Origin of the sequence: Aliiglaciecola sp. SL4 (assembly GCF_041538045.1) — a bacterium.
GTDB lineage: Bacteria > Pseudomonadota > Gammaproteobacteria > Enterobacterales > Alteromonadaceae > Aliiglaciecola.
On record NZ_JBGOSE010000009.1, the window covers coordinates 110,641 to 132,511 of the forward strand.

The following is a 21,871-nucleotide window of genomic DNA, read 5'->3' on the forward strand; positions in this document are numbered from 1 at the left end:
CTTAGATTAGATGAATAAAGTGTCTATATTTTTGCATTCGCCTATTGCGTCTTTTGCTAGCAGTGTTAGCATGCGCAAAATTTTCAGCTTGGATAAAAGGAAGCAAATATGTCTCGTGTTTTGATCATCGGTGCTGGCGGCGTTGCTGCAGTCACCATTAAAAAATGTGCCCGTATGCCTGAGCATTTCGATGAAATCTATTTGGCCAGCAGAACAGTATCAAAATGCGAAGCGCTACAAGCTGAAGTTGGCGCAGATCGCGTAAAAGCAGTTTTTGCCATTGATGCTGATAATGCCGCAGAAGTTGAAGCGTTAATTAATAAAGTAAAACCTGATTTGCTTATTAACTTAGCGCTGCCCTATCAAGATCTTCCTATTATGGATGCTTGTCTTGCGACGGGAACGAACTACTTAGATACCGCCAACTACGAACCTAAAGATGAAGCCAAATTTGAATATTCATGGCAATGGGCCTACCAAGACAGATTTAAACAAAAAGGCATAATGGCCCTTTTAGGAAGTGGGTTTGATCCCGGTGTAACTAATGTTTACACCGCCTATGCAGCTAAACATTATTTCGATGAAATTCATTATTTGGATATTGTCGATTGTAATGGCGGCGACCATGGTCAAGCTTTTGCCACTAACTTCAACCCAGAGATCAATATCCGCGAAATCACGCAACGAGGACGTTTTTGGGAGAATGGTCAATGGAAAGAAACGGATCCATTGAGTGTCAGAGAAGATCTGGATTACCAAAACATTGGGGTCAGAGCATCATATTTGATGTTCCATGAAGAGTTAGAGTCTATTGTTAAACATTTCCCGAGTTTAAAACGTGCTCGTTTTTGGATGACCTTTGGTGATGCCTACTTGAACCACCTTAAGGTGCTTGAAGGTATTGGCATGACCAGCATTGAACCCATTGATTTCCAAGGCCAACAAATTGTGCCCCTTGAATTCTTAAAAGCCGTGCTACCAAATCCAGGTTCACTTGCCGAAGGGTACACCGGCATGACCTGTATCGGTACTTACATCACAGGTATTAAAGATGGCAAAGAAAAAACCATTTTTATATACAACAACTGTGATCACGCAGCCTGTTTTGAGGAAGTGGGCGCACAAGCCGTTTCCTACACTACCGGTGTACCGGCAATGATTGGTGCGGCGCTTATGTTAAACGGTACCTGGAAAGGTGAAGGGGTATGGAACATGGAACAATTCGATCCAGACCCGTTTATGGAAATGCTTAATCAACACGGACTGCCTTGGCAGGTGTTAGAGTGCGAGCAAAGCCCGTTTAAACGCTAATTGGGAGTCACACCTTGAGCGAGCAAATGTTAGACCCAACAGTCCCTTCACCATGTTATGTGTGTGAAGAGTCTAAACTCGAACACAATTTACAAATAATGGAACGAGTACAGCGAGAAGCTGGGGTAGACATTATTCTTGCCCTCAAAGGTTTTGCCATGTGGTCTACCTTTGATCTGGTGGGTAAATATTTAAAAGGTTGCACCGCCAGTTCAGTTTGGGAAGCCAAACTTGCCAAGTATGAAATGGGTCAAGAAGTCCATGCTTTTTCACCGGCCTATAAACCGGCAGATATGCACGAGTTATTACAGTTAGTGAATCACATTTCATTTAATAGTTTAACTCAGTGGCAGCGTTATAAAGAGCAAGTTTTGGCTGCCGGGATATCTGCTGGCATACGCTTGAACCCTGAACACCGCGAAGCGGAAACTGAACTCTATGATCCCAGTGCACCTGGCTCACGTTTAGGCATTCGAGTGGCGGATTTAGAAGGGGCTGATTTAACGGGTATCGAGGGTTTTCACGTGCACAATTTATGTGAGTGTGATTCCTATGCCACAGAACGAACCTTACTCGCAGTAGAAAAACGCTTCACAAAATGGCTGCCAGAGATTAAATGGTTAAATTTAGGTGGCGGTCACTTGATGACTAAACAGGGTTATAACCTAGAGCACCTAATTGACACCTTGATGCAATTCAAACAACGCCATCCACATATTCATATTATTCTTGAGCCAGGCTCCGCAGTGGCGTGGCAAACGGGCTGTTTAGTATCTGAAGTAGTAGATATAGTGGAAAATGACGGGCATATTGCCATTTTGGATATCTCTGCCACCGGTCACATGCCCGATGTGCTGGAAATGCCCTATCGGCCTGAGGTGACAGACGCAGGGGAACCAGGTGAAAAAGCTTTTGATTATAAACTTGGCGGCAACTCCTGTTTAGCCGGTGACGTTATTGATACTTATAGCTTTGACCATCAATTAACAGTAGGCGAACGGATTGTGTTTGAAGATATGATCCATTACACCATGGTCAAAACCACGTTCTTCAACGGTGTTGAACACCCAGCCATTGGGATCATTGGAAAAAACGGGGAATTTAAGCTCATTCGTCAGTTCAATTATCAAGACTTCAAAAATCGGCTTTCTTAGTCCTTGCAACTCGACTAAACCTCATCCCCACTTTACTTATATCCTTAAGCGGTATTAATTTTTTAGTTGCCGCATACCTAAAATTACCAACAATAATCCAGTTATATGCAAAAGAGTGACAGGCTCATCCAGCAACTGATTAGATAAAATAATGGTAAATAAAGGTCCTACTGCCCCAACAATAGAGGCTTTACTTGCGCCTATTCGTTTTACCCCGGCACTGATCATAAAGGAAGGGATCAAGGTCATAAAGATGGCCACAATCAAACCACCTATATAAAGTTCATTTGAGTAATCCAGTAAGTCTTCAACACCTGCGGCATAGGAGTGTATGAGCAGGGTAATACAGGCTGATATCATGGCTAAACAGACAAAACGTTGGCTACCAATTTGACGGGAAAAACGTTGGGTCGCCACCAAATACCAGGCAGTCAAAATACTAGCAATAAACACCAAAAAACTGCCTAAAAAGAGGTTTTCACCGCCAAAAGAAAGGTCGGCATAGAAGAACACAAAAATGCCAGCATAAGATAATATTAGTGCTAACCAGACTTTAGGCACCGGTTTTTCTTGCAAAAACCACCAACCAAATAAGATAGCCACCGCCGGATAACAAAATAGAATAATTCTCTCTAGTCCTGCAGTAATGTATTGCAAGCCGAGTAAATCAAAGTAGCTGCCTAAATGATAACAAGCAATACCCGCTGCGCAGCACCCTAATAACTCCTTTGCATTTAGGGTTCCCCAACCTGTTCGTTGTAACGACCAGATTAAAATCAGTAAATAGAAAGGTAAAACAAACAACATACGCAGTGTTTGCAATTCCAATGGCCCTATACCTAACTGATAGAGGTATTTGATCATGATCGCTTTACTGGAAAATAGGACAGTACCTAGTACTACTAGGAATATGCCAGGATTAATTCTGGACATTGACGGCCTCAAATGAACGGGAATAATGGAGACGGCGTTGATTATCCAAAATAATGGCTTCATAACCGCGGGTGCGGTTAATTAAATTTATGCCTTTTTTCACCCCTAATACAAACACCGCGGTGGATAAACCATCATTCAAGGTGCTTCTAGGGCCAATAATAGTCACACTTTGCACTTCATAGCTGGATTCACCACTTTTGGGTGACAGAATATGATGGTAACGTTTGCCATCTTCTTCGAAGTAACGCTCATAATCTCCAGAAGTGGACATAGCTGTGTTTTCAAGGGGTAAAACCACCGCTTGTTTTTGATGATTTCGCGGATCGCGGATCCCCACCTTCCATGGACGGCCATTACGATCCCCTAACAACCCTGTATCTCCGCCAGCTGTCACCAAAGCATGCTCAATTCCCATGTTTTTGAGAATAGATAAGGCGTTATCAACAGCGTGCCCTTTGGCAATGCCACCTAAATCAATTTTCACTTTTGGGTGAGTAAAAGCCACCGATTGGGAGTTTGGATTTAACTGTAGATGCCGATAATTAATCGCATCTAACAAACTTTGAATAGTTTGCGAGTCGGGACGTTGCTTTTGTCGATAGTCGTACAGGTAACCGACACTGGCAAAGGTAATATCGAATGCCCCTTGAGTTTCTTCTGATAGGCCCACAGACAATTGCAATAACTCAAACAATTCACTAGAAACAGGCACCTCCGAGTGTGCGGCCAAACGATTCAACTTGGACAATTCACTGCTGTCGATATAGGGGCTCATGAGCTGATTTATGCGCTGCATTTCCTGCATAACGGCTTCTACAGCTGCGCGACCTAATTGCGGGGATTGGGCCCAAATTTCGGTGTGGATATTGGTACCCATAATGCCGCGACTATCGGAATACCAAGCGCCGTGCTCGCTTTTATCCTCACTTTCAGTGTGAGGTAAGGATTTTTCTGACGCTCCATAAGCATAATTAACAACCGAAAAGTTGATACCCGCACACACAAACAGCAGCGCGAAAAAGATGGCCTTCAAATTATTCATTCAAGGTTAAACCATACTGATAGAGTGCATTCTTTTTAAGGCCATAATGGGAGGCTGTAATGGCTGCGGCCTTTTTCAATGGTAGCTCGGCAATCAAGGTTTTCAGTAATTGCAGACTTTCGGGAGGCATCTCAGTATCATTTTTTGGCGCTCCAGCAACCATCAATACAAATTCTCCACGCTGATGGTTGGCATCATCTAAAAGCCAGGCTAGCACCTCAACCGCCGATGCCGAATAAAACGTTTCAAATGCTTTAGTGATTTCTTTGGCGATGGTTATTTTACGTTCCTCGCCTAATACCTCAATGATAGCCTTAACGGTATCGGCTATACGGCGGGGCGATTCGTAAAACACAGTGGTAGCAGTTTCGTTATTTAAACGCTCTAACACACTGTGTTTAGCCACCTGTTTAACTGGCAAAAAGCCATAGAATAGAAACTGATCGGTCGGCAATCCAGATGCACTTAAAGCGGCAATTGCAGCGCAAACACCAGGTACTGGCACCACAGTTACCTCTTTCTCTGTACAACGATTCACTAAATTATAACCAGGATCACTTATTAAAGGTGTGCCGGCATCAGAAATTAATGCGATATCCATTCCCCCTTTCAACTGGTCAATTAAACGATCGGATATTTGTTTCTCATTGTGATCATGGACTGCCGTCATTCGGGTGTTTACTCCCCAATGTTGTAACAGCTTTTGACTATGCCGTGTATCTTCAGCGGCAATCAAATCAACTTCATTTAATATTTTGATTGCGCGGTGCGTAATATCGTCCAAATTACCAATGGGTGTTGAAACAATGAACAATGTGCCAGTTTTTGCCACTTATAATCAGCCTTTGATTGTTTTACATCATTAGGCATTTTAAACTACCTGAAGATAAATGGGTTGGAAAATTTTGAGAGTATCAATGGGCAAGTTAAAATGGTTAGTTGTTTATAGTGCTGCCGCGGCATTAATTGGTTGTGGCTCTACACCTGAAACAACCAAAACGACTAGTAGCAATAAGTCCAAAGAACAAACGACGCAACAAATAAAAGCGTTACCCAAAGATCCTATTTTTTACTTAAATGAAGCAAAACGCATTTATGCGGAAAGCGGAGACAAAACTCAGCGTAACCAATGGATATTGCAAGCAGCAGAGTCATATAAGCAACACGAACAATGCCTGCAAAGCGAAAAAGTGGTGCTGCTCACTATGGCTGAAATCTCAGATCCGGCGTTGCATAATCAAGCACAGATTCTATTAGCTGAATGTGAATTGACTAAAACCCCCACTAATTGGGAAAAAGTTGCCACGCTGCTAGGGCAAATAAACCCTAATATTAATCATAAGAACCGCGTGTTTCACATTCAGCATAGACAATACGTGCACTTAAAGCAGTGGCTCAATGCAGCACTGGCCTTGAACAAAATTGAACCCGCCGAAAATCTGCAAGAGCAAAACATATGGTATTTGCTACAACGGTTGAACGAACAAGAGTTAGAGAATGCACTTCGTTCCTATTCAGAATTATCTCCGTGGTTACAATTGAGCTTAATTGTTAAACGTTTTGGCCTGCAACCACAACAATTGCAAGTTGCAGTGGATGAATGGCAAACTCGTTTCGAGTCACACCCCTTGAGTGTTAACTTACCAGAAGAAATTCAGCGAGCGATAGATATACGCCCGTTAAAAATGCAAAAGATAGCGGTACTCTTACCGCTTTCTGGCCGACTATCTCAACAAGGTTTAGCCATAAAACAAGGTCTTTTGGCTGCCTACTATGGAAATCAAACATCCATAACAAGTGATGCAAAAGATGACTTCCCTGCACTGCATTTTTTCGATATTGAAAATAAACCAATGACGGAACTGGTAGCAGAAGTATCAGAATATGATGTGGTGATAGGTCCTTTGGTAAAAGACAAGTTGGCAGAATTTACTCAATTAGCTCCTCCAGAGCTAAATATCATCGGCTTAAATCGACTCGATAACAGCAAACTTGTATCTGAACCCGGCACTATAGAACCGTCCTTCCTTGATGATAAACAAAGTACAGAACTAGCCAACGCAGAGTCAGAAGAAACAGAACAGGTTAACGACGTAAATGAATCTGGTATTCGCATATATTTTGCATTATCACCAGAAGACGAAGCCGTGCAATTAGCTAACAAAGTATTCAAAACTGGAGCACTCAGCCCTATTGTCGTTACCCAACAAAGCGGTGCACCTAAACGAATGGCGAATGCCTTTTTACAAACTTGGCAACTATTAACTGACGGTGATGGTGTAGCTCCTGGGGTAGCTACCTTTACCGATAATAAGAGCATGCGTACCAGCCTAACCACGTTACTGGATGTTTCTCAGAGTAAAACTCGTATTAACCAATTAGAAAGTATCACTAGCGAAAAAATTTATTCAGTACCTCGAAATCGCCGAGATATTGATGCAATAGTGTTATTTGCCTCACCGGAGCAGACGGAATTACTTAACCCCATCGTTGAAACCAGTTTAAGCCCCTTTAACGACAAAGCTGTTCCTGTTTACGCTTCTTCACGAAGCTACAGTAAGAATTTCAGCAACAATACCCTACGAGACCTACGTAACATCACCTTTACAGATATGCCTTGGATGTTACCAGATGGGGAGCATCAGTCTTTGAAAAGTGAGATTGAAGCGATTTGGCCGAAACAAGACGATACCTTAAAACGTTTGTTTGCTTTAGGTTTTGATGCCTATACTCTGGTACCTGTACTGGCGAGTCTAGAAGCTTTGCCTCAGGTTTCGGTTAAGGGCCTAACAGGCACCCTTTCTGTTGACCAAAGCGGCAATGTTATTCGTGTCCTACCCTTTGGTAAGATTACTGAAAGAGAGGTTATTTTGCTTGCAATGGATTAAGCAACGCTTTGCCAGGGAAACTGGGCAACAATCAGAGATAAAAGCTCGCCATTACTTGCAAGAAAATGGACTGGATTTTCATCAGAGCAATTATCATTGTCGCTCAGGTGAAATTGATTTAGTTATGCGAGACGGCCAAGAATGGGTATTTGTTGAAGTCAAATATCGCAGCAATTCTGATTATGGTACGGCAGCAGAATATTTTCATGCAGCCAAACGAAAAAAATTTACTCAGGCGGTGAAACATTTTATGCACTTTCACCATCTAAACCCCGCAATGGTAGCGCATAGGATTGATTTAGTTGCAATTGACGGTGATCAAATTCAATGGTTCAAGTCGGTCTAAAAAGTGCCATTGGAATTCTATTTAAAACACAATTGAGATTGTCATGATTGAACAAATAAAAGCTAATTTCACTGAAAGTATCCAGACTAAAATAGCCGCTGGAGAAGTACTTCCAGAGTCGATTTTTAAAGCATCACAGATGATGGTTGATGCACTTATTCACGGCAATAAAATTTTATCATGCGGGAATGGAGGCTCAGCAGGAGACGCACAACACTTTTCTTCAGAACTTCTTAATCGTTATGAGCGGGACCGCCCCAGTTTACCTGCCATGGCTTTAACAACTGATTCATCGACTATCACTTCAATAGCTAATGATTACAGTTATGATGAAGTTTTTTCTAAGCAAGTTCGAGCATTAGGACAAGCCGGCGACATATTGTTAGCTATTTCCACTAGTGGTAACTCTAGAAATGTGATTAATGCTATGGAAGCTGCGTTAAGCAGGGACATGACCATAGTGGCGCTTACCGGAAAAGACGGAGGTGAGATGGCAGGTTTATTGGGTCCGAATGATGTTGAAATTCGTGTTCCATCCAGCCGTACTGCGCGTATTCAAGAAGTCCATTTATTGGTTATTCACAATTTATGTGAATGTATCGATGATAGTTTATTCCCAGAACAAGGAGCAGATTAAAGCATGTTGTTTACAACGCCTCGCTCTCTTATTTTTATCGCTGTTATCACCTTGTTTTTACAAGGTTGTGCTGCCCTGGTCGTTGGTGCTGGTGTCGGTGCCGCTTCAGCCGCTCATGATAGACGAACTTTAGGTACACAACTAGATGACAAAACGGCGACTGCTCGATTGGCGGCTAAGTTTGCCAATAACGCAAACCTAGACGTTGCCAGAATCGATATCACTGTATTCAATGGCATAGTATTATTAGTTGGCCAAGCACCTTCAGAGTCGATTAAGGAGGAAGTGTCTACTACCGCCCAGAACGTTGAAAATCTGCGTAAGATCCACAATCAAATGCGTATTGCCGAACCTATTCCTGCCACGGTTATCGCTAATGACACGTGGTTAGCGAGCAAAGTAAAAACCGCGCTAATTGGTGATAAACGAGTGGATGGCTTAAATATAATTGTAGAAGTCGAAGACTCAGAAGTATTTTTGATGGGACTAGTTAGCAGCAGTGAAGCTGATGTTGCCGTTGAAGTTGCACGAAACGTTAATGGAGTGGCCCGAGTTATTAAAGCATTTGAAAACAACTAGGAACTTCTAACTGTTACACGTCCTAGCCATGTCGCTAGCTGAAAAGGGTCCGCTCCAAGTTATTGCAAACTTTTTGGAAACGACCCCATATCTTTATTCAACCATTTAGCATCAAACAGTAAGTCATTCACTTTGTTCTGAGCCCTGCGTATTTGCGATGGTGTCATTTTTTCGTGCAACTTGAAGTAATGGGCATTTACTTGTGCTTTATTTTCATCAAGAGCACTGTATAAACCCTGCCAAATTGCAGCCTTCTCAAGAGCATTTTTTTGCAAATAATAACCAACGTAAAACTCATATACAGAAGGCTGTATATCTTTAATCACTTCGGCTTTTTCAAGTGCTTGGCGAGCGTACTTCAAACCTTGTTCTTGGTTATTTTTAGCGTAGTGGGTCATTAAAGCCACATATACATCAACGTGCACTTCTTTGGCCGTCTCAAAGCCATTTACCATGGATTCCCAATTATCTTGATTCTGAGAATTTGTCCAAAGCCAAAGGTTCACTTCTGGTCTTAAAATTGATCGTGTACTAGCGATTAACTCTTTTTGTAGTTCAGGAATTTTTCTAATGGTTGTCATTTGTGACTGTTTGTCACTTTTGTTTCGAACCGCTTCAGATACAAATGCATCTTCTAAGCAACTTCGATAAGCATCTAGGGTTCTAAGTGCCACATAGGTATTAATTGAACTCAATTGTTCCCGTTGGCGGGCTAGGTCTCGAATAACTTCACTTCGTGGCAACGTACACAACGCCCCTGAGTGGGTGTTGTCGCAGATATCTTGATAAGTATCACAAATTTGCCACATAGAGTCGTCAGCGACACCATCGTTGTCACAACCAGCAATCAAAATGCTTACCCAAATCAACCAATAACGCATATATGATTTCCTAGAAATATTGAATTTTATGGTACTTTTATTTGATGATAAAAAAGGCGCTAAATAGCGCCTCTCATAAATTACTTAACGACCGTAAGGTTCGGAGGTCCTTTTCGTTCAGGCTTAGGGGTTGCTTTAGGTGTAGCAGCAGTCCCTTCCTTATCTCCGTCTGCGGCTAGACTTTCGTCTGGCGTAAAGACGGTACCGGCACCATTTTCCTTCGCATAGATAGCTAAAACAGCCTGAGTGGGAACCACTAATTGCCGTGGCACCCCGCCAAAGCGAGCTTCAAAACTGACATCTGCATCACCAATGTTTAATTTTACACATGCACTTGGCGACACATTAAGAACAATCTGTCCATCTCGGACATGCTCTTGCGGCACATTAGTACCAGCAACCGTTGCATCAACAACTAAATAAGGTGTTAAATCGTTGTCTATGATCCATTCGTAAAATGCTCTTAACAAGTAGGGCTGATTTGAAGTCATCATAATAGGCTACCTAAACCACTTAAAGTGGATCGTGTATTTCTCTTTCTTGATCCGTCAACGAAGCTTTAAAAGAACTACGAGCAAATATGCGATTCATATATGCTAATACTTCCTTACTGCCTGCCCCGGTTAGTTCGATGCCAAGTGCAGGCAATCTCCACAATAGGGGTGCTAAGTAACAATCAACTAAGCTAAACTCTTCACTCATAAAGAATGGCGTTTCAGCAAATAATGGCGCTAAACTAAGTAATGCTTCACGTAACTCGTTACGCGCTGCATCCACATCACCTTTACCTGCAACAATCTTATCAGCAACTGAATACCAATCTTGTTCTATACGGTGCATCATTAAACGGCTTTGACCGCGAGATACAGGATAAACAGGCATTAGAGGAGGATGTGGAAAACGCTCATCCAAGTACTCCATAATGATATGGGACTTGTATAAAACTAGTTCTCTATCGACCAGTGTAGGCACTGTGCCATAGGGATTTAAATCAAGTAAATCTTCAGGAAGGTTGGTTGGATCAGTATAGCTGATTTCAACGCCCACTCCTTTTTCCGCAAGTACTATGCGTACTTGGTGACTGTAAATATCACTTGTGTCAGAGAACAACGTCATGATTGAACGTTTATTCGCGGCTACAGCCATTAACTATCCTCCAGAATCAACAAAACAGGCCAACCAATACAAGGATTAAAAACCACCAGATTGATTGGTTGTCTAACCCCAGTTTGGAATTAGACTGATTAAAAAAAGGGGCAATTCCGCCCCTTTTTTGATTATACCTTAATTTTGGGTGAATTAGTGAACATCACGCCAATATTCTTTCTTAAGTAGGTAAACGAAAATAAACAGTACAACGATGAAGGCTAAAACCCATCGTCCAGTAGATTCCAAATTCAAACGACCTGGTTCACCTACATAAACAAGGTAGTGAACAAGGTCACCCACAGCTTTATCATACTCTTCAGAATTTAACTCACCGTTACCGTCAGTTTTAATGCCAACGTAAACTTCTTTCATTTCACCGTCGATCATTCTTTCTTCATGAGTTTCGCGAGGAGTACCTTGCAACTCTTGAAGCACGTGAGGCATACCGACATCAGGGAAGCGTTTGTTGTTCACCCCAAAGGTTTTACTCTCGTCTACATAAAAAGTACGTAGATAAGTATATAACCAATCAGCACCACGCACGCGAGCAACCAAGGTTAAATCTGGAGGTGGAGCACCAAACCATTTAGCCGCATTCTCAGCAGGAATAGCACTTTTAATGTGGTCAGATACTTTCTCACCCGTAAACTGCAAGTATTCCTGTCCCAATTCATTAGGAATACCTAAATCTTTGAAACTACGCTCATAGCGCTGATACTGCATGTTATGGCAACCCAAGCAGTAGTTATTAAACAATTTAGCACCGTTTTGTAAGGCAGCTTTATCGTTCAAATCAATATCGATGTGGTCGTTTTCGATTCCACCACTGGCTGCACCAGCAAGTCCCGAAAACAATAAAGTTAACACTAATACAAACTTTTTCATTTCGTGATCCTCTCTGGTACCGGCTTAGTATTCTCATTTCTGCTGTATATGAACATCAAAACGAAGAATCCAAAGTACATAATAGTAGCGATTCGAGACGCAATAATCTTCCAGTTCTCTTGCGGTGTGCCACCTAGATAACCTAGGAAAATAAAGACTGCAGCAAACACCAGTAGATTCCAACGGTGCAAACCACAACGGTAACGCCAAGATTTCACTTTGCCGCGGTCAATCCATGGTAATAAGAACAACGCAACGATTGCAGCGAACATGGCTATTACACCAAGTAACTTATCAGGTACCGCTTTTAAGATTGCGTAAAACGGTGTGAAGTACCAAACAGGGAAAATATGCTCAGGTGTTTTCAATGGGTTAGCAATTTCAAAGTTAGGGTGCTCTAAGAAATAGCCGCCCATACCTGGAGCAAAGAACATGACGTAACAGAAGATAAATAAGAATGCCGCGAATGCAACCATGTCTTTCAACACTATATGCGGGAAGAAAGGCACTACATCATCAATGATGTCGTATTTTTTAGTGTAGTACTCATGCATTTCAAACTTGGTTTTTTGATCTTCAGTCAACGAACCTTTTTTACGCTTAACTTCAACACCATCAGGGTTATTTGAGCCCACTTCGTGCAATGCAACAATGTGCAAGAAAACGAGTATGACAATAACCAATGGTAAAGCGATAACGTGTAAGGCAAAGAAACGGTTTAGGGTAGCGCCAGAGATAACGTAGTCACCCTGAATCCACTCAACTAAATCAGGTCCAATCACAGGAATAGCACTGAACAGGGAAACAATTACTTGCGCTCCCCAATAAGACATTTGTCCCCAAGGTAATACATACCCCATGAAGGCTTCAGCCATAAGCGCTAGATAGATAAACATACCAAATAACCACAATAACTCACGAGGCTTTTGGTAAGAGCCGTACATCATGCCGCGGAACATATGTAAATATACCACGATAAAGAATGCAGATGCCCCTGTGGAGTGCATATACCTAAGTACGTCTCCATAAGGCACGTCACGCATGATGTATTCTACGGAAGCGAATGCACCTTCAGAAGAAGGGACAAAGTTCATAGTTAACCATACACCGGTAACGATTTGGTTGATTAGTACAATTGTGGCTAAGAAACCAAAGATGTACCAAAAATTCATATTTTTAGGTGCGGGGTATTGAATAGCGTGCATATTTGCAACGCGCATCATTGGAATACGATATTCAATCCAATCTAAAAGACCTTTAAACATCTTATGCTGCCCCCTCGGCTTCTGAACCGATAATTACGGTATTATCATCAACATATTGATAAGGCGGTACAACCAGATTCAAAGGTGCAGGTACACCGTCGAAAACACGACCAGCCATATCAAATTTAGAGCCGTGACAAGGACAGAAGAATCCTTCGTCGACGCCTTCAACGTATTCAGCAAATGCGCCATCAGTTAAATGCTGAGGAGAGCACCCTAGGTGAGTACAAATTCCCACTAGAATCAAATACTCTTCTTTTAAAGAACGATAGCGGTTTTTAGCAAATGCTGGCTGCTGCTCTTGCTCAGAATCAGGGTCCTTAAGAATATCTTCATGTTTAGCTAATGAAGCTAGTAATTCTGGCGTACGCCTTACAACCCAAACTGGTTTGCTTCGCCAGATAACGCGAATCATTTGCCCAGGCTGAATCTTGCCAATGTCAATTTGCACATCGGCACCAGCGGCCTTAGCTCTTTCGCTAGGGCTCCATGAACCAATAAAAGGTACAGCTACACCAACGACACCAGCAGCGCCAACAACTGAAGTTGCTACGGTAAGGAAACGGCGCCTAGGGTTGTCTTGAGGCTGATTGTCATTATTTGACGAATCATTTGTATCGACAGACACATTGCTCATCCACTCTTCTCCAAGTTCGGATTTAGTGATACTTCTTGAACATAAAAAGTTGGTTCCGATAGCGATTTGCTAACAGGTAACTCGCACAAGAAATTACGGTTTTGTTGAATTTATCTATTAACATGAAATGATAAAAGAAAACCCCTAATAAAGACAAGGAATTAAGTAAATATTCCTAAGTTTTATAGGATTAATCTACTCTGAGGCAATTGAATTAAATGTAATAGACATAAAAACACAAATTTTTAACAATAAAAAACCCAGCGTTGCTGGGTTTTTTGAAATATTCGTAACGTAAAAATTAACGTTTTGAGTATTGAGGACGCTTACGTGCTTTATGAAGACCCACTTTCTTACGCTCAACTTTACGTGCATCACGAGTTACAAACCCGGCTTTACGTAGCGCTGGACGAAGTGCTTCGTCATATTCCATCAATGCACGAGTAATACCGTGACGGATTGCACCAGCTTGACCACTAATACCACCACCGGCTACGGTGACGTATAGGTCAAATTTATCAGTCATTTCAACTAGCTCAAGTGGCTGACGAACAACCATGCGTGCTGTTTCACGACCGAAGAAAACATCCAAAGGACGCTTGTTAACTACAATGTTACCACTACCTGGACGTAGAAAAACACGAGCGGTAGAGCTTTTGCGACGGCCTGTGCCGTAGTATTGAGTATCTGCCATTTTTCTGCTCCTTAAATGTCTAGAACTTGAGGCTGTTGAGCAGCATGTGAATGCTCAGTACCAGCGTACACTTTCATTTTGCGGAACATAGCACGTCCAAGAGGACCTTTAGGCAACATACCTTTTACCGCTTTCTCGATGATCATTTCAGGCTTGTGAGCTTGAAGTTTCTCAAATGTTGTATCTTTCAATCCACCTGGGTAACCAGTGTAGGAATAATAGATTTTGTTCTGTGCCTTACGGCCAGTAACAGTCACTTTATCAGCATTGATTACGATAATGTAATCACCAGTGTCAACATGAGGAGTGTACTCTGGCTTATGCTTACCGCGTAAACGTATCGCGATTTCTGTGGCCAAACGGCCTAGTGTTTTGTCTGCGGCGTCAACCACATACCAGTCGCGTTTTACCGTCTCTGGTTTTGCAACAAAAGTTTTCATTTTAAAATACCCGAAATATATAAATTGTTACTGGTTAATTTTCTGCTTTGGTTAAATATCAAGTGCATTGCATCGATATTTCGCCATCCAGAAAACCTCTTAAATCAATATTTTGACCCCTTCGAGTCGATTGATTCTTCCACTTTCCCAAAGTGGGCGTAACTGGGCAGGGCGCGAATTATACAGAAGTTTTCATAAAACGCGAGGGGGTATTGCAAGTTTTTTAGCCAATAATGGTAATCAATTCATATTCTATTCATTTAATCTGATCCATTGTATGCCCTAATCTCGTTGCAATAACATTAAATAAATTCTGAAAATAACACTAATGGGCGCACAACAGCCGATGCATACCCAGCTCATAAATTTACTCGGAATTAGGGAAATAACCTTGTTTAAGATATATTGCGCTAGATGATTAAACCTTAGGTAAATTCTAGGGTCATAACTTGCACTATTTAGAATATGTGTTTTGAGTTATTACAACTTTTCTATGGAGTCCGTTAGATGAATTACAGTAAGTGGGTTTTGTTGGCCATTGCCGCCACTCAAGTAAATATTGCCATGGCGACTAGCCTACGCTCAGAGCAGATCCAATTAAGCAAGCAAAATAGTGATTCGAAAAGTTCGGTTATCACCCCTCTTATTGTCGGAGGTGCATCGGCAGATGAGGGAGAATACCCCTTTATGTCGGCACTGGTTGTGGTGGGCACGGAAATAGAAACCACGGTTTCGGTAAATAGTAGCGATTACGAGTCCAATTCATTCGGTTTTGGTCCAGACGGCGAAGCAACAGGTTCGTTAGTTGACTGTGGAATTGGTGATTCGCAGTGCCAAGGAGTCAGCAATAACATTTGTTTGATTGAACGTGGAGAGATTAACTTCTCTGAAAAAGCGCTCAATTGTGAATCCGGCGGTGGCATTGGTGCCATTATCTATAACAACGTGGATGGCCCTTTAGACTCAGGTACATTAGGGGACGACTTTAGCGGCAGTATTCCGGTTGTAGGAATTTCACAACAAGATGGACAAGCATTAATCGACTTGCAAAATGCCACAGCCAGCATCACTTCAACGACTCTAGCAGCTACTGCCCAAGATGTCGTTTGTGGCGCAACCTTTTTAGGTGAACAGTGGATATTAACCGCTGCTCACTGTGTAGATTCTGAAATTGCAGATCAGTATCAGGTTAACGTAGGGGAATATGATCTCAGAGATGGCGCTGAACAAGCCATCGCCATTAAACGTATTTATTCTCACCCTAACTTTGATTCAGACTCATTAGACAATGATGTGGCGCTGATTGAGCTGGTAGAAAGTGTCGAAGGTACGGCGATTCAGCTTGCAGATGCTAGCACCACTGACCAATTAGCTATTGAAAATACTATCGCCACCTCAATTGGTTGGGGTGGACGCACCGGCTATTTGCCAAATGAAGGTCCTACAGGCAACTTCCCAGATATATTACAAGAAGTCGAGCTTCCTCTACTCACCAATAGCCAATGTCGCAATGAATTAGCCAGTTCACAAGGGATCAATCAAGCCAATACGGGTATTTCTGAACAAATGATTTGTGCCGCACTAGACTCTGGCGGAGCAAGTGCCTGCCAAGGAGATAGTGGCGGTCCTTTATTTGTTGAAACCAATTCTGGTCCCATGCAACTGGGTATTACCAGTTGGGGCATCGGTTGCGCGGCTGAAGGTTACCCTGGCGTATATGCCAGAGTAGGTGCGTTACTCGATTTTATTGATGCTACCCGCTCAGGTGTGGGTATCACCGGCAATTCAAAAATCACCAACACCCCGGTTGATGTTGCTTTCCAGCAAGAGTTTACAGTTACCAATAATTCCACCAGCACCATAGTGCCAACCATCAGCCTATCGAATAACAGTGACTTTAGTATCGACAGTTCACAATGTACAACTTTAACCCCACAACAAAGCTGTCAGCTACTCGTTACCTTTAATGCACAAAACCAAGGACTAAAATCCGCGACCATCTCAATCACCTCTGATGTGCAAGGTATACCCACTGGCAATATTAGCATTCAAGGTTATGCTGTTGGCGCAGCCTCTGATTTAGCCAGTTCCATAGGCACGCAAAGTTCAGCCATAAGCTTATATAGTGGAGGCGACGTGTCTTGGCGTAGTAATTCTCTAGGTGGGGTAGTCAGCGGCAACATATCAGGTAACGAAGAAAGCATATTAATTGCCAGTATTGAAGGCGCTGGTACACTAGAGTTTGAATGGGCAGTTTCATCAGAAGAAAACGAAGATGAACCAAGCGAACCCTTTGACGCCCTTTATTTATTGATAAATGGTGAAGAAATAGAATTTATTTCTGGAGAGGTGGATTACACCGAACAAAGCATCTCACTTAGTGAAGGGACTAACCTTGTGGAAATCTCTTATCGCAAAGACGTCAATGTCTCAGACGGTGATGATCAGGGCAAAGTGCGTAACTTAACATTTACTGCTGCCAATCCAATAAGCCAACCAACTGACAACAGTTCAGGTGGTGGAGGCACTATGACTTGGTTACTTTTACTGATGTTTTCTGGCTTAGGTATGCGAAAACTAGCTTTCTAATTGCTTTACCTTTTGCCAGATGGCTTCCATCTGGCCAAGGGTGGCCTCAGAAATTTCGCGGTTTTGCTCAGCAAAATGTTGCTCTACCTTTGTGAAGCGCGCGGTGAACTTATGGTTGGCTTTTCTAAGTGCCGTTTCTGGGTTCACATTAAGGTGCCTCGATAAATTCACCACAGCAAATAGTAAATCGCCCATTTCCTCTTCAATGCGCTGTTGATTTTGGGGCTGTTGCTTCACCTCCTCCATCACTTCAGCGATTTCTTCCTCAACTTTATCAACCACTGGAATAACATTAGGCCAATCAAACCCCACTTTTGCGCAGGCTTTTTGAATCTTATCAGCGACCATCAGAGGTGACATACCCTGGGGAATATTTTGCAAAATACTCATTGCAGCGGGAATGCCCTTTTGCACCCTTTCTTGTTGTTTAATAGCATCCCAATTAAGCTTTACCTGCTCAACACTGAGATCACTTTGTTTGCTGAATATATGGGGGTGGCGACGCTCGAGTTTATCGCTAATAGTTTGCGCAATTTTTTCAAAATCAAAGGCCTGTTGTTCTTTTCCTAGCTGGGCATAAAACACTACTTGGAACAACAGATCGCCTAGCTCGTCTTGAATATCCAGCATACTGCCATTTTCAATGGCATCAGCAACTTCATAAGCTTCTTCGATAGTATATGGCACTATTGATGCGAAGTTCTGTTGTTTGTCCCACGGGCAGCCCGTGTCGGGATCACGCAATTTCGCCATAATATTAAGCAAGCGCTCTACTTGTGGGTAGCGCCCCTGCTCCAGGTCATCCAACTCATTTGTCGAGTCTGATGACATCAGTGACTCCTTTAACCTGTTGTAATCTGGCTATGGTTCTAGACAAACTAGCCAGATCTTTGATTTCCAATGACACCTTAATCTTAGCGGTTTGATCTTTGGTATTACTTAAGCTATTTACACCTAACAAAGTTACCTTGTCGTTAGCCAGCACTGTAGTGATATCACGTAATATTCCATCTCTGTCTGAGGTGTAAACGTCTAAATCAGTTTGGAAACTGGCTCTTAAATCATTCGCCCAGTTTACCTCAATTTCTCGCTCTGGATGTTGTTCCAACAAGTGATTTAATTGATCGCAGTTTTCCCGATGTACACTTATCCCCCTTCCCATAGTGATGTAACCTTGTATTGCATCACCGGGTAATGGCTGGCAACACTTAGCAATCTGACTCATGAGATTACCTACCCCTTCTACGACTATGCTATCTGTCGTCCCTTTGGCCGGTTTACTTTGAGTCGTTTTAACTCTAGGGTCGATTTCTGGAGGAGGTGCATCAAGTTGTTGTAAATAGTTAACCACCTGCATAATACGTAGATCGCCGCCACCTATAGCAGCATACAAATCATCAACCTGATTCATGTTAAAGCGTTCGCAGGCTTTTGAAGCATCTTTTAATACTAAATTCGCTTTGGAGAGCTCCCGTTCTAACAGTTCTTTTCCTGCTTGCAGGTTCTTCTCTTTATCTTGTTTTTTAAACCAAGTGTGAATTTTTGCCCTAGCCCGAGAAGAGTGCACATAACCTAAACTAGGATGCATCCAATCACGACTAGGATTGAGATTTTTACCGGTTAAGACTTCAACCTGATCGCCGGTTTGCAACTGATAAGTAAAGGTCACAATACGTCCATTGACTTTGGCTCCGTTACAGCGGTGCCCCACATTACTATGAATATAGTAAGCAAAATCTAAGGGGGTTGAGCCAAGGGGCAAGTCGATAACGTCGCCTTTAGGCGTAAAAACATAAACCCTATCATCGAAGACTTGGCTACGTAACTCTTCAACCAAGTCCCCTGATTCGGCCACTTCCTCTTGCCACAACAAGATTTTACGCAACCAATTAATTTTGTCTTCATAAGCAGAACGCTCTGTACTCCCCCCTTCTTTATATTTCCAGTGAGCGGCAATCCCCAACTCCGCGTCCTGATGCATTTGCTGGGTACGAATTTGAATTTCGACAGGTCGTTCTTCAGGGCCTCGCACTACGGTATGGATGGATTGGTATCCGTTAGGTTTTGGCGTGGCAATATAGTCATCGAATTCATTAGGAATATGCTTAAAAAGTGAATGCACAATACCCAATGCGCTATAACAATCTTGTAATCTCTCCGCGATGATGCGCACCGCTCGAATGTCAAAAAGTTGCTCAAAAGACAAATGCTTTTTCTGCATTTTTTTCCAAATACTATAGATATGCTTAGGCCGTCCGTAGACTTTTACCTTGATATTCGCATTATCCATTTCAGTTTGTAAATTATTAACAAACGCTTCGATATACTGCTGTCTATCGGTGCGCTTCTCATCTAATAAATTAGCGATTTTTTTATAGGTCTCGGGATGCAAATACCGAAAAGATAGATCTTCAATTTCCCATTTTAGCTGACCGATCCCTAACCGATTGGCAAGGGGAGCATAGATAGTTGAACATTCCCTAGCAACAATGACACGAGTTTCTTCGTCGGCGTTTTTCATTTTCTGCAAGGTACAAATACGCTCAGCCAACTTAATTAACACCGTACGGACGTCTTCAACCATGGCTAATAACATACGTCGAATGTTATCTATTTGTGTTTCATCAGGCTTTTTACTACTGCGACTATGTAGGGTTTTAATTGCATCCATTCTGCGTACACCAGTGATAAGTTGGCGAACGCCTTTGCCAAATTCTTCCTCTATCTGATCATCGTCTAAACCATGCATCTCACAGTATGGATAAACCAAAGATGCCTGCAAAGTTTCATCGTCCATGTTCAATTCATGGAGAATTTCCACCATTTCTTGCCCCACCAGTAAAATTTCTGGTGACTCAGAAGTATCTCGCAGTTTTTGTTTGGTATTCTCTGACAAGTTCAGGCAATCAAGCCATTTATCAAATGTAGGTCTTTTGGGTTGATGAACTGTTCGGATAGAAACCATAATAATAGCCCAGTAACGTTACTTTCGTTTATTCAGAGGCACAAATAATGCCATCAATTCAGTGTGTGCCGTTTGTGGAAACATATCCATGACACATAATTTATCTAGTCTATAGTTTTTTTCAATTAATTGTGCCGCATCCCGAGCAAAAGTAGCGGGGTTACAGGAAACATATAAAATGTGCGATGGCTTCAAATCTGCTAGCTGTTTAACCACCGCTAAGGCACCTTCTCTAGCAGGATCAAGTAACACTTTATTGCAGCTTTTCATTTGAATATCATCAGACAATTTAGTGCAATTCAAATCAGAATGGATAAAGTGACAATTGCTAAGTTTGTTGATGCTTGCATTATGTTGGGCTCTATGCACCATTTTAGGTACACCTTCGACACCGACTAGGGTTTTACATTGTTCAGCAATGGGTAAACTAAAATTACCAATTCCACAGAATAAATCCAAAACCACATCGGTTTTATTTAATCCTAGCCAGTCCACTGCCTGCTTAATCATTTGTTGATTAACTTCGGGGTTAACCTGCACAAAGTCATCGTTATGAATTTGCAAACTCAACGAGTCATTCAATTCATAAACTAATTGTTTATCAGCTTGAGTGGCTAAGTCTGAGCCACTTTGTTTGTCTTCTATAATCAGCTGTAAGTCATTTTTTTTAGCAAATTCAGTACATAACTCTCGGTCATGCTGACTCAAAGTATGGATAGTGCGAATACTAACTTGTACACCATTATCGCCGTTGAGCAAACTAATATGACCGATATTGGACGGCGTTTGAAATTTACCAAACATACTCTGCAATGGCTCAATTAGTTGCTCAAGATCTTGGTTAAGTACTGGACATTGTTGCAAGCTAAATATTTTATTGCTTGCCTTGCTTCGAAAGCCTAATTTTAGGGCATCGGGGTTTCTCGCATCCACAGACAAGCGGGTTTTGCGTCTATAGCCTGTAGGAGTAGAGTACAGCGCGGACTGCCAATTTAACTCGCCTTGTTTATCGCTAAATTTGCGTAACTTTTTATTTCTTCCACCGCGAGATGCTTTGCTAAGTACCCGTTTAGGCTGAGCCACAGATTGATTGGATTCTAAGGCTGTATGCAATATAAGATTTTCAATGGCCGCCTGCTTGAACTGCAACATAGCTTCGGTTTGACAATGTTGGGTTTGGCATCCACCACAGATATTTATATGTGGGCAAAAGGGCTGATGTCGATGTTCTGAGGCCTCGACAACGTTTAATAACCGCCCATGACAAACCTTGCCTCGATGTTCTGTTATTTCTACTTCAACGACCTCATTGGGCAAGACCCCTTCAACAAAAATAAGTGGCTCATGATCTTTACTAACCCCTTGAGCCAAATGATCAAGGTGGGAAATCATCACAGTCACTCGTTGACCAATTAATTGACTATTGGCTGCAGCGCTTTTTTTATTCTTTTTTGGTGAATAGAAGTTAACCAT

The 21,871-nt window shown here is 42.1% G+C and carries 21 protein-coding genes; 7 read left to right on the top strand and 14 right to left on the bottom strand.

From position 1 onward, the window contains the following. The first annotated feature begins 108 nt into the window (after nt 1-108). A complete protein-coding gene (locus AB6T38_RS13780; protein ID WP_348489205.1) occupies nt 109-1,311 on the top strand; it encodes a saccharopine dehydrogenase family protein in 1,203 nt (400 codons plus the stop codon). A 26-nt stretch (nt 1,312-1,337) separates the two neighbouring features. Further along, entirely contained in the window at nt 1,338-2,465 is a 1,128-nt protein-coding gene (nspC, locus tag AB6T38_RS13785; protein WP_372547905.1) for a carboxynorspermidine decarboxylase, read from the top strand. A gap of 54 nt (nt 2,466-2,519) precedes the next feature. Here nspC and AB6T38_RS13790 read toward each other — a convergent pair whose 3' ends face one another. From AB6T38_RS13790 to rsmI, 3 genes are read right to left on the bottom strand one after another with little or no spacing between them, the layout of a single operon-like run. Next, a complete protein-coding gene (locus AB6T38_RS13790) occupies nt 2,520-3,398 on the bottom strand; it encodes a DMT family transporter (protein WP_372547861.1) in 879 nt (292 codons plus the stop codon). Continuing rightward, entirely contained in the window at nt 3,385-4,443 is a 1,059-nt protein-coding gene (locus tag AB6T38_RS13795; RefSeq protein WP_372547862.1) for an FAD:protein FMN transferase, read from the bottom strand. Before AB6T38_RS13795 ends, AB6T38_RS13790 begins: the two co-directional genes overlap by 14 nt. Then, a complete protein-coding gene (gene rsmI / locus AB6T38_RS13800; RefSeq protein ID WP_372547863.1) occupies nt 4,436-5,275 on the bottom strand; it encodes a 16S rRNA (cytidine(1402)-2'-O)-methyltransferase in 840 nt (279 codons plus the stop codon). Before rsmI ends, AB6T38_RS13795 begins: the two co-directional genes overlap by 8 nt. Nucleotides 5,276-5,360: 85 nt before the next feature. On the opposite strand from rsmI, the gene AB6T38_RS13805 reads away from it, so the two are divergent. The 4 genes from AB6T38_RS13805 to AB6T38_RS13820 are packed head-to-tail and all read left to right on the top strand — an operon-like array spanning nt 5,361 to nt 8,893. Continuing rightward, entirely contained in the window at nt 5,361-7,331 is a 1,971-nt protein-coding gene (locus AB6T38_RS13805) for a penicillin-binding protein activator (RefSeq protein WP_372547864.1), read from the top strand. Further along, nucleotides 7,318-7,677: a YraN family protein gene (locus tag AB6T38_RS13810; protein ID WP_372547865.1), complete on the top strand. Its 360-nt coding sequence runs from the start codon at nt 7,318-7,320 to the stop codon at nt 7,675-7,677. The genes AB6T38_RS13805 and AB6T38_RS13810 overlap by 14 nt, the downstream gene beginning before the upstream one ends. 43 nt (nt 7,678-7,720) lie before the next feature. Beyond that, nucleotides 7,721-8,314 carry a phosphoheptose isomerase gene (locus AB6T38_RS13815; protein ID WP_348489199.1) on the top strand — a complete coding sequence of 198 codons (594 nt, stop codon included), beginning with the start codon at nt 7,721-7,723 and terminating at the stop codon, nt 8,312-8,314. 3 nt (nt 8,315-8,317) lie between these two features. Further along, nucleotides 8,318-8,893: a BON domain-containing protein gene (locus AB6T38_RS13820; protein ID WP_372547866.1), complete on the top strand. Its 576-nt coding sequence runs from the start codon at nt 8,318-8,320 to the stop codon at nt 8,891-8,893. Nucleotides 8,894-8,952: 59 nt separating this feature from the next. Here the strand turns inward: AB6T38_RS13820 and AB6T38_RS13825 are convergent, their stop codons facing one another. From AB6T38_RS13825 to rplM, 8 genes are all read right to left on the bottom strand, one after another. Beyond that, nucleotides 8,953-9,774, bottom strand: a complete 822-nt coding sequence (locus tag AB6T38_RS13825; protein ID WP_372547867.1) for a DUF2989 domain-containing protein — start codon at nt 9,772-9,774, stop codon at nt 8,953-8,955. A gap of 80 nt (nt 9,775-9,854) precedes the next feature. Continuing rightward, nucleotides 9,855-10,265 carry a ClpXP protease specificity-enhancing factor gene (locus AB6T38_RS13830; RefSeq protein WP_372547906.1) on the bottom strand — a complete coding sequence of 137 codons (411 nt, stop codon included), beginning with the start codon at nt 10,263-10,265 and terminating at the stop codon, nt 9,855-9,857. A gap of 22 nt (nt 10,266-10,287) precedes the next feature. Then, nucleotides 10,288-10,920, bottom strand: a complete 633-nt coding sequence (gene sspA, locus AB6T38_RS13835) for a stringent starvation protein SspA (protein ID WP_372547868.1) — start codon at nt 10,918-10,920, stop codon at nt 10,288-10,290. A 153-nt stretch (nt 10,921-11,073) separates the two neighbouring features. Next, nucleotides 11,074-11,808 (bottom strand): cytochrome c1, encoded by a 735-nt coding sequence (locus tag AB6T38_RS13840; protein WP_372547869.1) that lies wholly within the window; start codon nt 11,806-11,808, stop codon nt 11,074-11,076. Further along, nucleotides 11,805-13,073 (bottom strand): cytochrome bc complex cytochrome b subunit, encoded by a 1,269-nt coding sequence (locus tag AB6T38_RS13845; protein ID WP_372547870.1) that lies wholly within the window; start codon nt 13,071-13,073, stop codon nt 11,805-11,807. Before AB6T38_RS13845 ends, AB6T38_RS13840 begins: the two co-directional genes overlap by 4 nt. Nucleotide 13,074: 1 nt before the next feature. Then, nucleotides 13,075-13,710: a ubiquinol-cytochrome c reductase iron-sulfur subunit gene (gene petA, locus AB6T38_RS13850; RefSeq protein ID WP_303472590.1), complete on the bottom strand. Its 636-nt coding sequence runs from the start codon at nt 13,708-13,710 to the stop codon at nt 13,075-13,077. A 301-nt stretch (nt 13,711-14,011) separates the two neighbouring features. Further along, entirely contained in the window at nt 14,012-14,404 is a 393-nt protein-coding gene (gene rpsI, locus AB6T38_RS13855; protein WP_303472592.1) for a 30S ribosomal protein S9, read from the bottom strand. Between the two features lie 11 nt (nt 14,405-14,415). Next, nucleotides 14,416-14,844 carry a 50S ribosomal protein L13 gene (gene rplM, locus AB6T38_RS13860; RefSeq protein WP_348489194.1) on the bottom strand — a complete coding sequence of 143 codons (429 nt, stop codon included), beginning with the start codon at nt 14,842-14,844 and terminating at the stop codon, nt 14,416-14,418. Nucleotides 14,845-15,351: 507 nt separating this feature from the next. Here rplM and AB6T38_RS13865 point away from each other — a divergent pair. Beyond that, complete coding sequence (locus AB6T38_RS13865) at nt 15,352-17,433, top strand: trypsin-like serine protease (protein WP_372547871.1); 2,082 nt, start codon at nt 15,352-15,354, stop codon at nt 17,431-17,433. Here AB6T38_RS13865 and mazG read toward each other — a convergent pair. The 3 genes from mazG to rlmD are packed head-to-tail and all read right to left on the bottom strand — an operon-like array spanning nt 17,422 to nt 21,871. Beyond that, a complete protein-coding gene (mazG, locus tag AB6T38_RS13870; protein WP_372547872.1) occupies nt 17,422-18,264 on the bottom strand; it encodes a nucleoside triphosphate pyrophosphohydrolase in 843 nt (280 codons plus the stop codon). The two genes, AB6T38_RS13865 and mazG, sit on opposite strands and share 12 nt — an antisense overlap. Next, the gene (gene relA / locus AB6T38_RS13875; protein WP_372547873.1) at nt 18,242-20,398 is read right to left on the bottom strand and encodes a GTP diphosphokinase; all 2,157 of its coding nucleotides are present in this window, start codon (nt 20,396-20,398) and stop codon (nt 18,242-18,244) included. The genes mazG and relA overlap by 23 nt, the downstream gene beginning before the upstream one ends. Nucleotides 20,399-20,416: 18 nt before the next feature. Beyond that, entirely contained in the window at nt 20,417-21,871 is a 1,455-nt protein-coding gene (gene rlmD, locus AB6T38_RS13880; RefSeq protein ID WP_372547874.1) for a 23S rRNA (uracil(1939)-C(5))-methyltransferase RlmD, read from the bottom strand.

What these genes read in the sequence shown, in the direction of transcription:
- AB6T38_RS13780 (WP_348489205.1), top strand. Translation starts at nt 109, where the DNA reads ATGTCTCGTGTTTTGATCATCGGTGCTGGCGGCGTTGCTGCAGTCACC.
- nspC (WP_372547905.1), top strand. Translation starts at nt 1,338, where the DNA reads ATGTTAGACCCAACAGTCCCTTCACCATGTTATGTGTGTGAAGAGTCT.
- AB6T38_RS13790 (WP_372547861.1), bottom strand. Translation starts at nt 3,398, where the DNA reads ATGTCCAGAATTAATCCTGGCATATTCCTAGTAGTACTAGGTACTGTC.
- AB6T38_RS13795 (WP_372547862.1), bottom strand. Translation starts at nt 4,443, where the DNA reads ATGAATAATTTGAAGGCCATCTTTTTCGCGCTGCTGTTTGTGTGTGCG.
- AB6T38_RS13805 (WP_372547864.1), top strand. Translation starts at nt 5,361, where the DNA reads ATGGGCAAGTTAAAATGGTTAGTTGTTTATAGTGCTGCCGCGGCATTA.
- AB6T38_RS13815 (WP_348489199.1), top strand. Translation starts at nt 7,721, where the DNA reads ATGATTGAACAAATAAAAGCTAATTTCACTGAAAGTATCCAGACTAAA.
- AB6T38_RS13820 (WP_372547866.1), top strand. Translation starts at nt 8,318, where the DNA reads ATGTTGTTTACAACGCCTCGCTCTCTTATTTTTATCGCTGTTATCACC.
- AB6T38_RS13825 (WP_372547867.1), bottom strand. Translation starts at nt 9,774, where the DNA reads ATGCGTTATTGGTTGATTTGGGTAAGCATTTTGATTGCTGGTTGTGAC.
- AB6T38_RS13830 (WP_372547906.1), bottom strand. Translation starts at nt 10,265, where the DNA reads ATGACTTCAAATCAGCCCTACTTGTTAAGAGCATTTTACGAATGGATC.
- sspA (WP_372547868.1), bottom strand. Translation starts at nt 10,920, where the DNA reads ATGGCTGTAGCCGCGAATAAACGTTCAATCATGACGTTGTTCTCTGAC.
- AB6T38_RS13840 (WP_372547869.1), bottom strand. Translation starts at nt 11,808, where the DNA reads ATGAAAAAGTTTGTATTAGTGTTAACTTTATTGTTTTCGGGACTTGCT.
- AB6T38_RS13845 (WP_372547870.1), bottom strand. Translation starts at nt 13,073, where the DNA reads ATGTTTAAAGGTCTTTTAGATTGGATTGAATATCGTATTCCAATGATG.
- petA (WP_303472590.1), bottom strand. Translation starts at nt 13,710, where the DNA reads ATGAGCAATGTGTCTGTCGATACAAATGATTCGTCAAATAATGACAAT.
- rpsI (WP_303472592.1), bottom strand. Translation starts at nt 14,404, where the DNA reads ATGGCAGATACTCAATACTACGGCACAGGCCGTCGCAAAAGCTCTACC.
- rplM (WP_348489194.1), bottom strand. Translation starts at nt 14,844, where the DNA reads ATGAAAACTTTTGTTGCAAAACCAGAGACGGTAAAACGCGACTGGTAT.
- AB6T38_RS13865 (WP_372547871.1), top strand. Translation starts at nt 15,352, where the DNA reads ATGAATTACAGTAAGTGGGTTTTGTTGGCCATTGCCGCCACTCAAGTA.
- mazG (WP_372547872.1), bottom strand. Translation starts at nt 18,264, where the DNA reads ATGTCATCAGACTCGACAAATGAGTTGGATGACCTGGAGCAGGGGCGC.
- relA (WP_372547873.1), bottom strand. Translation starts at nt 20,398, where the DNA reads ATGGTTTCTATCCGAACAGTTCATCAACCCAAAAGACCTACATTTGAT.
- rlmD (WP_372547874.1), bottom strand. Translation starts at nt 21,871, where the DNA reads ATGGTTAACTTCTATTCACCAAAAAAGAATAAAAAAAGCGCTGCAGCC.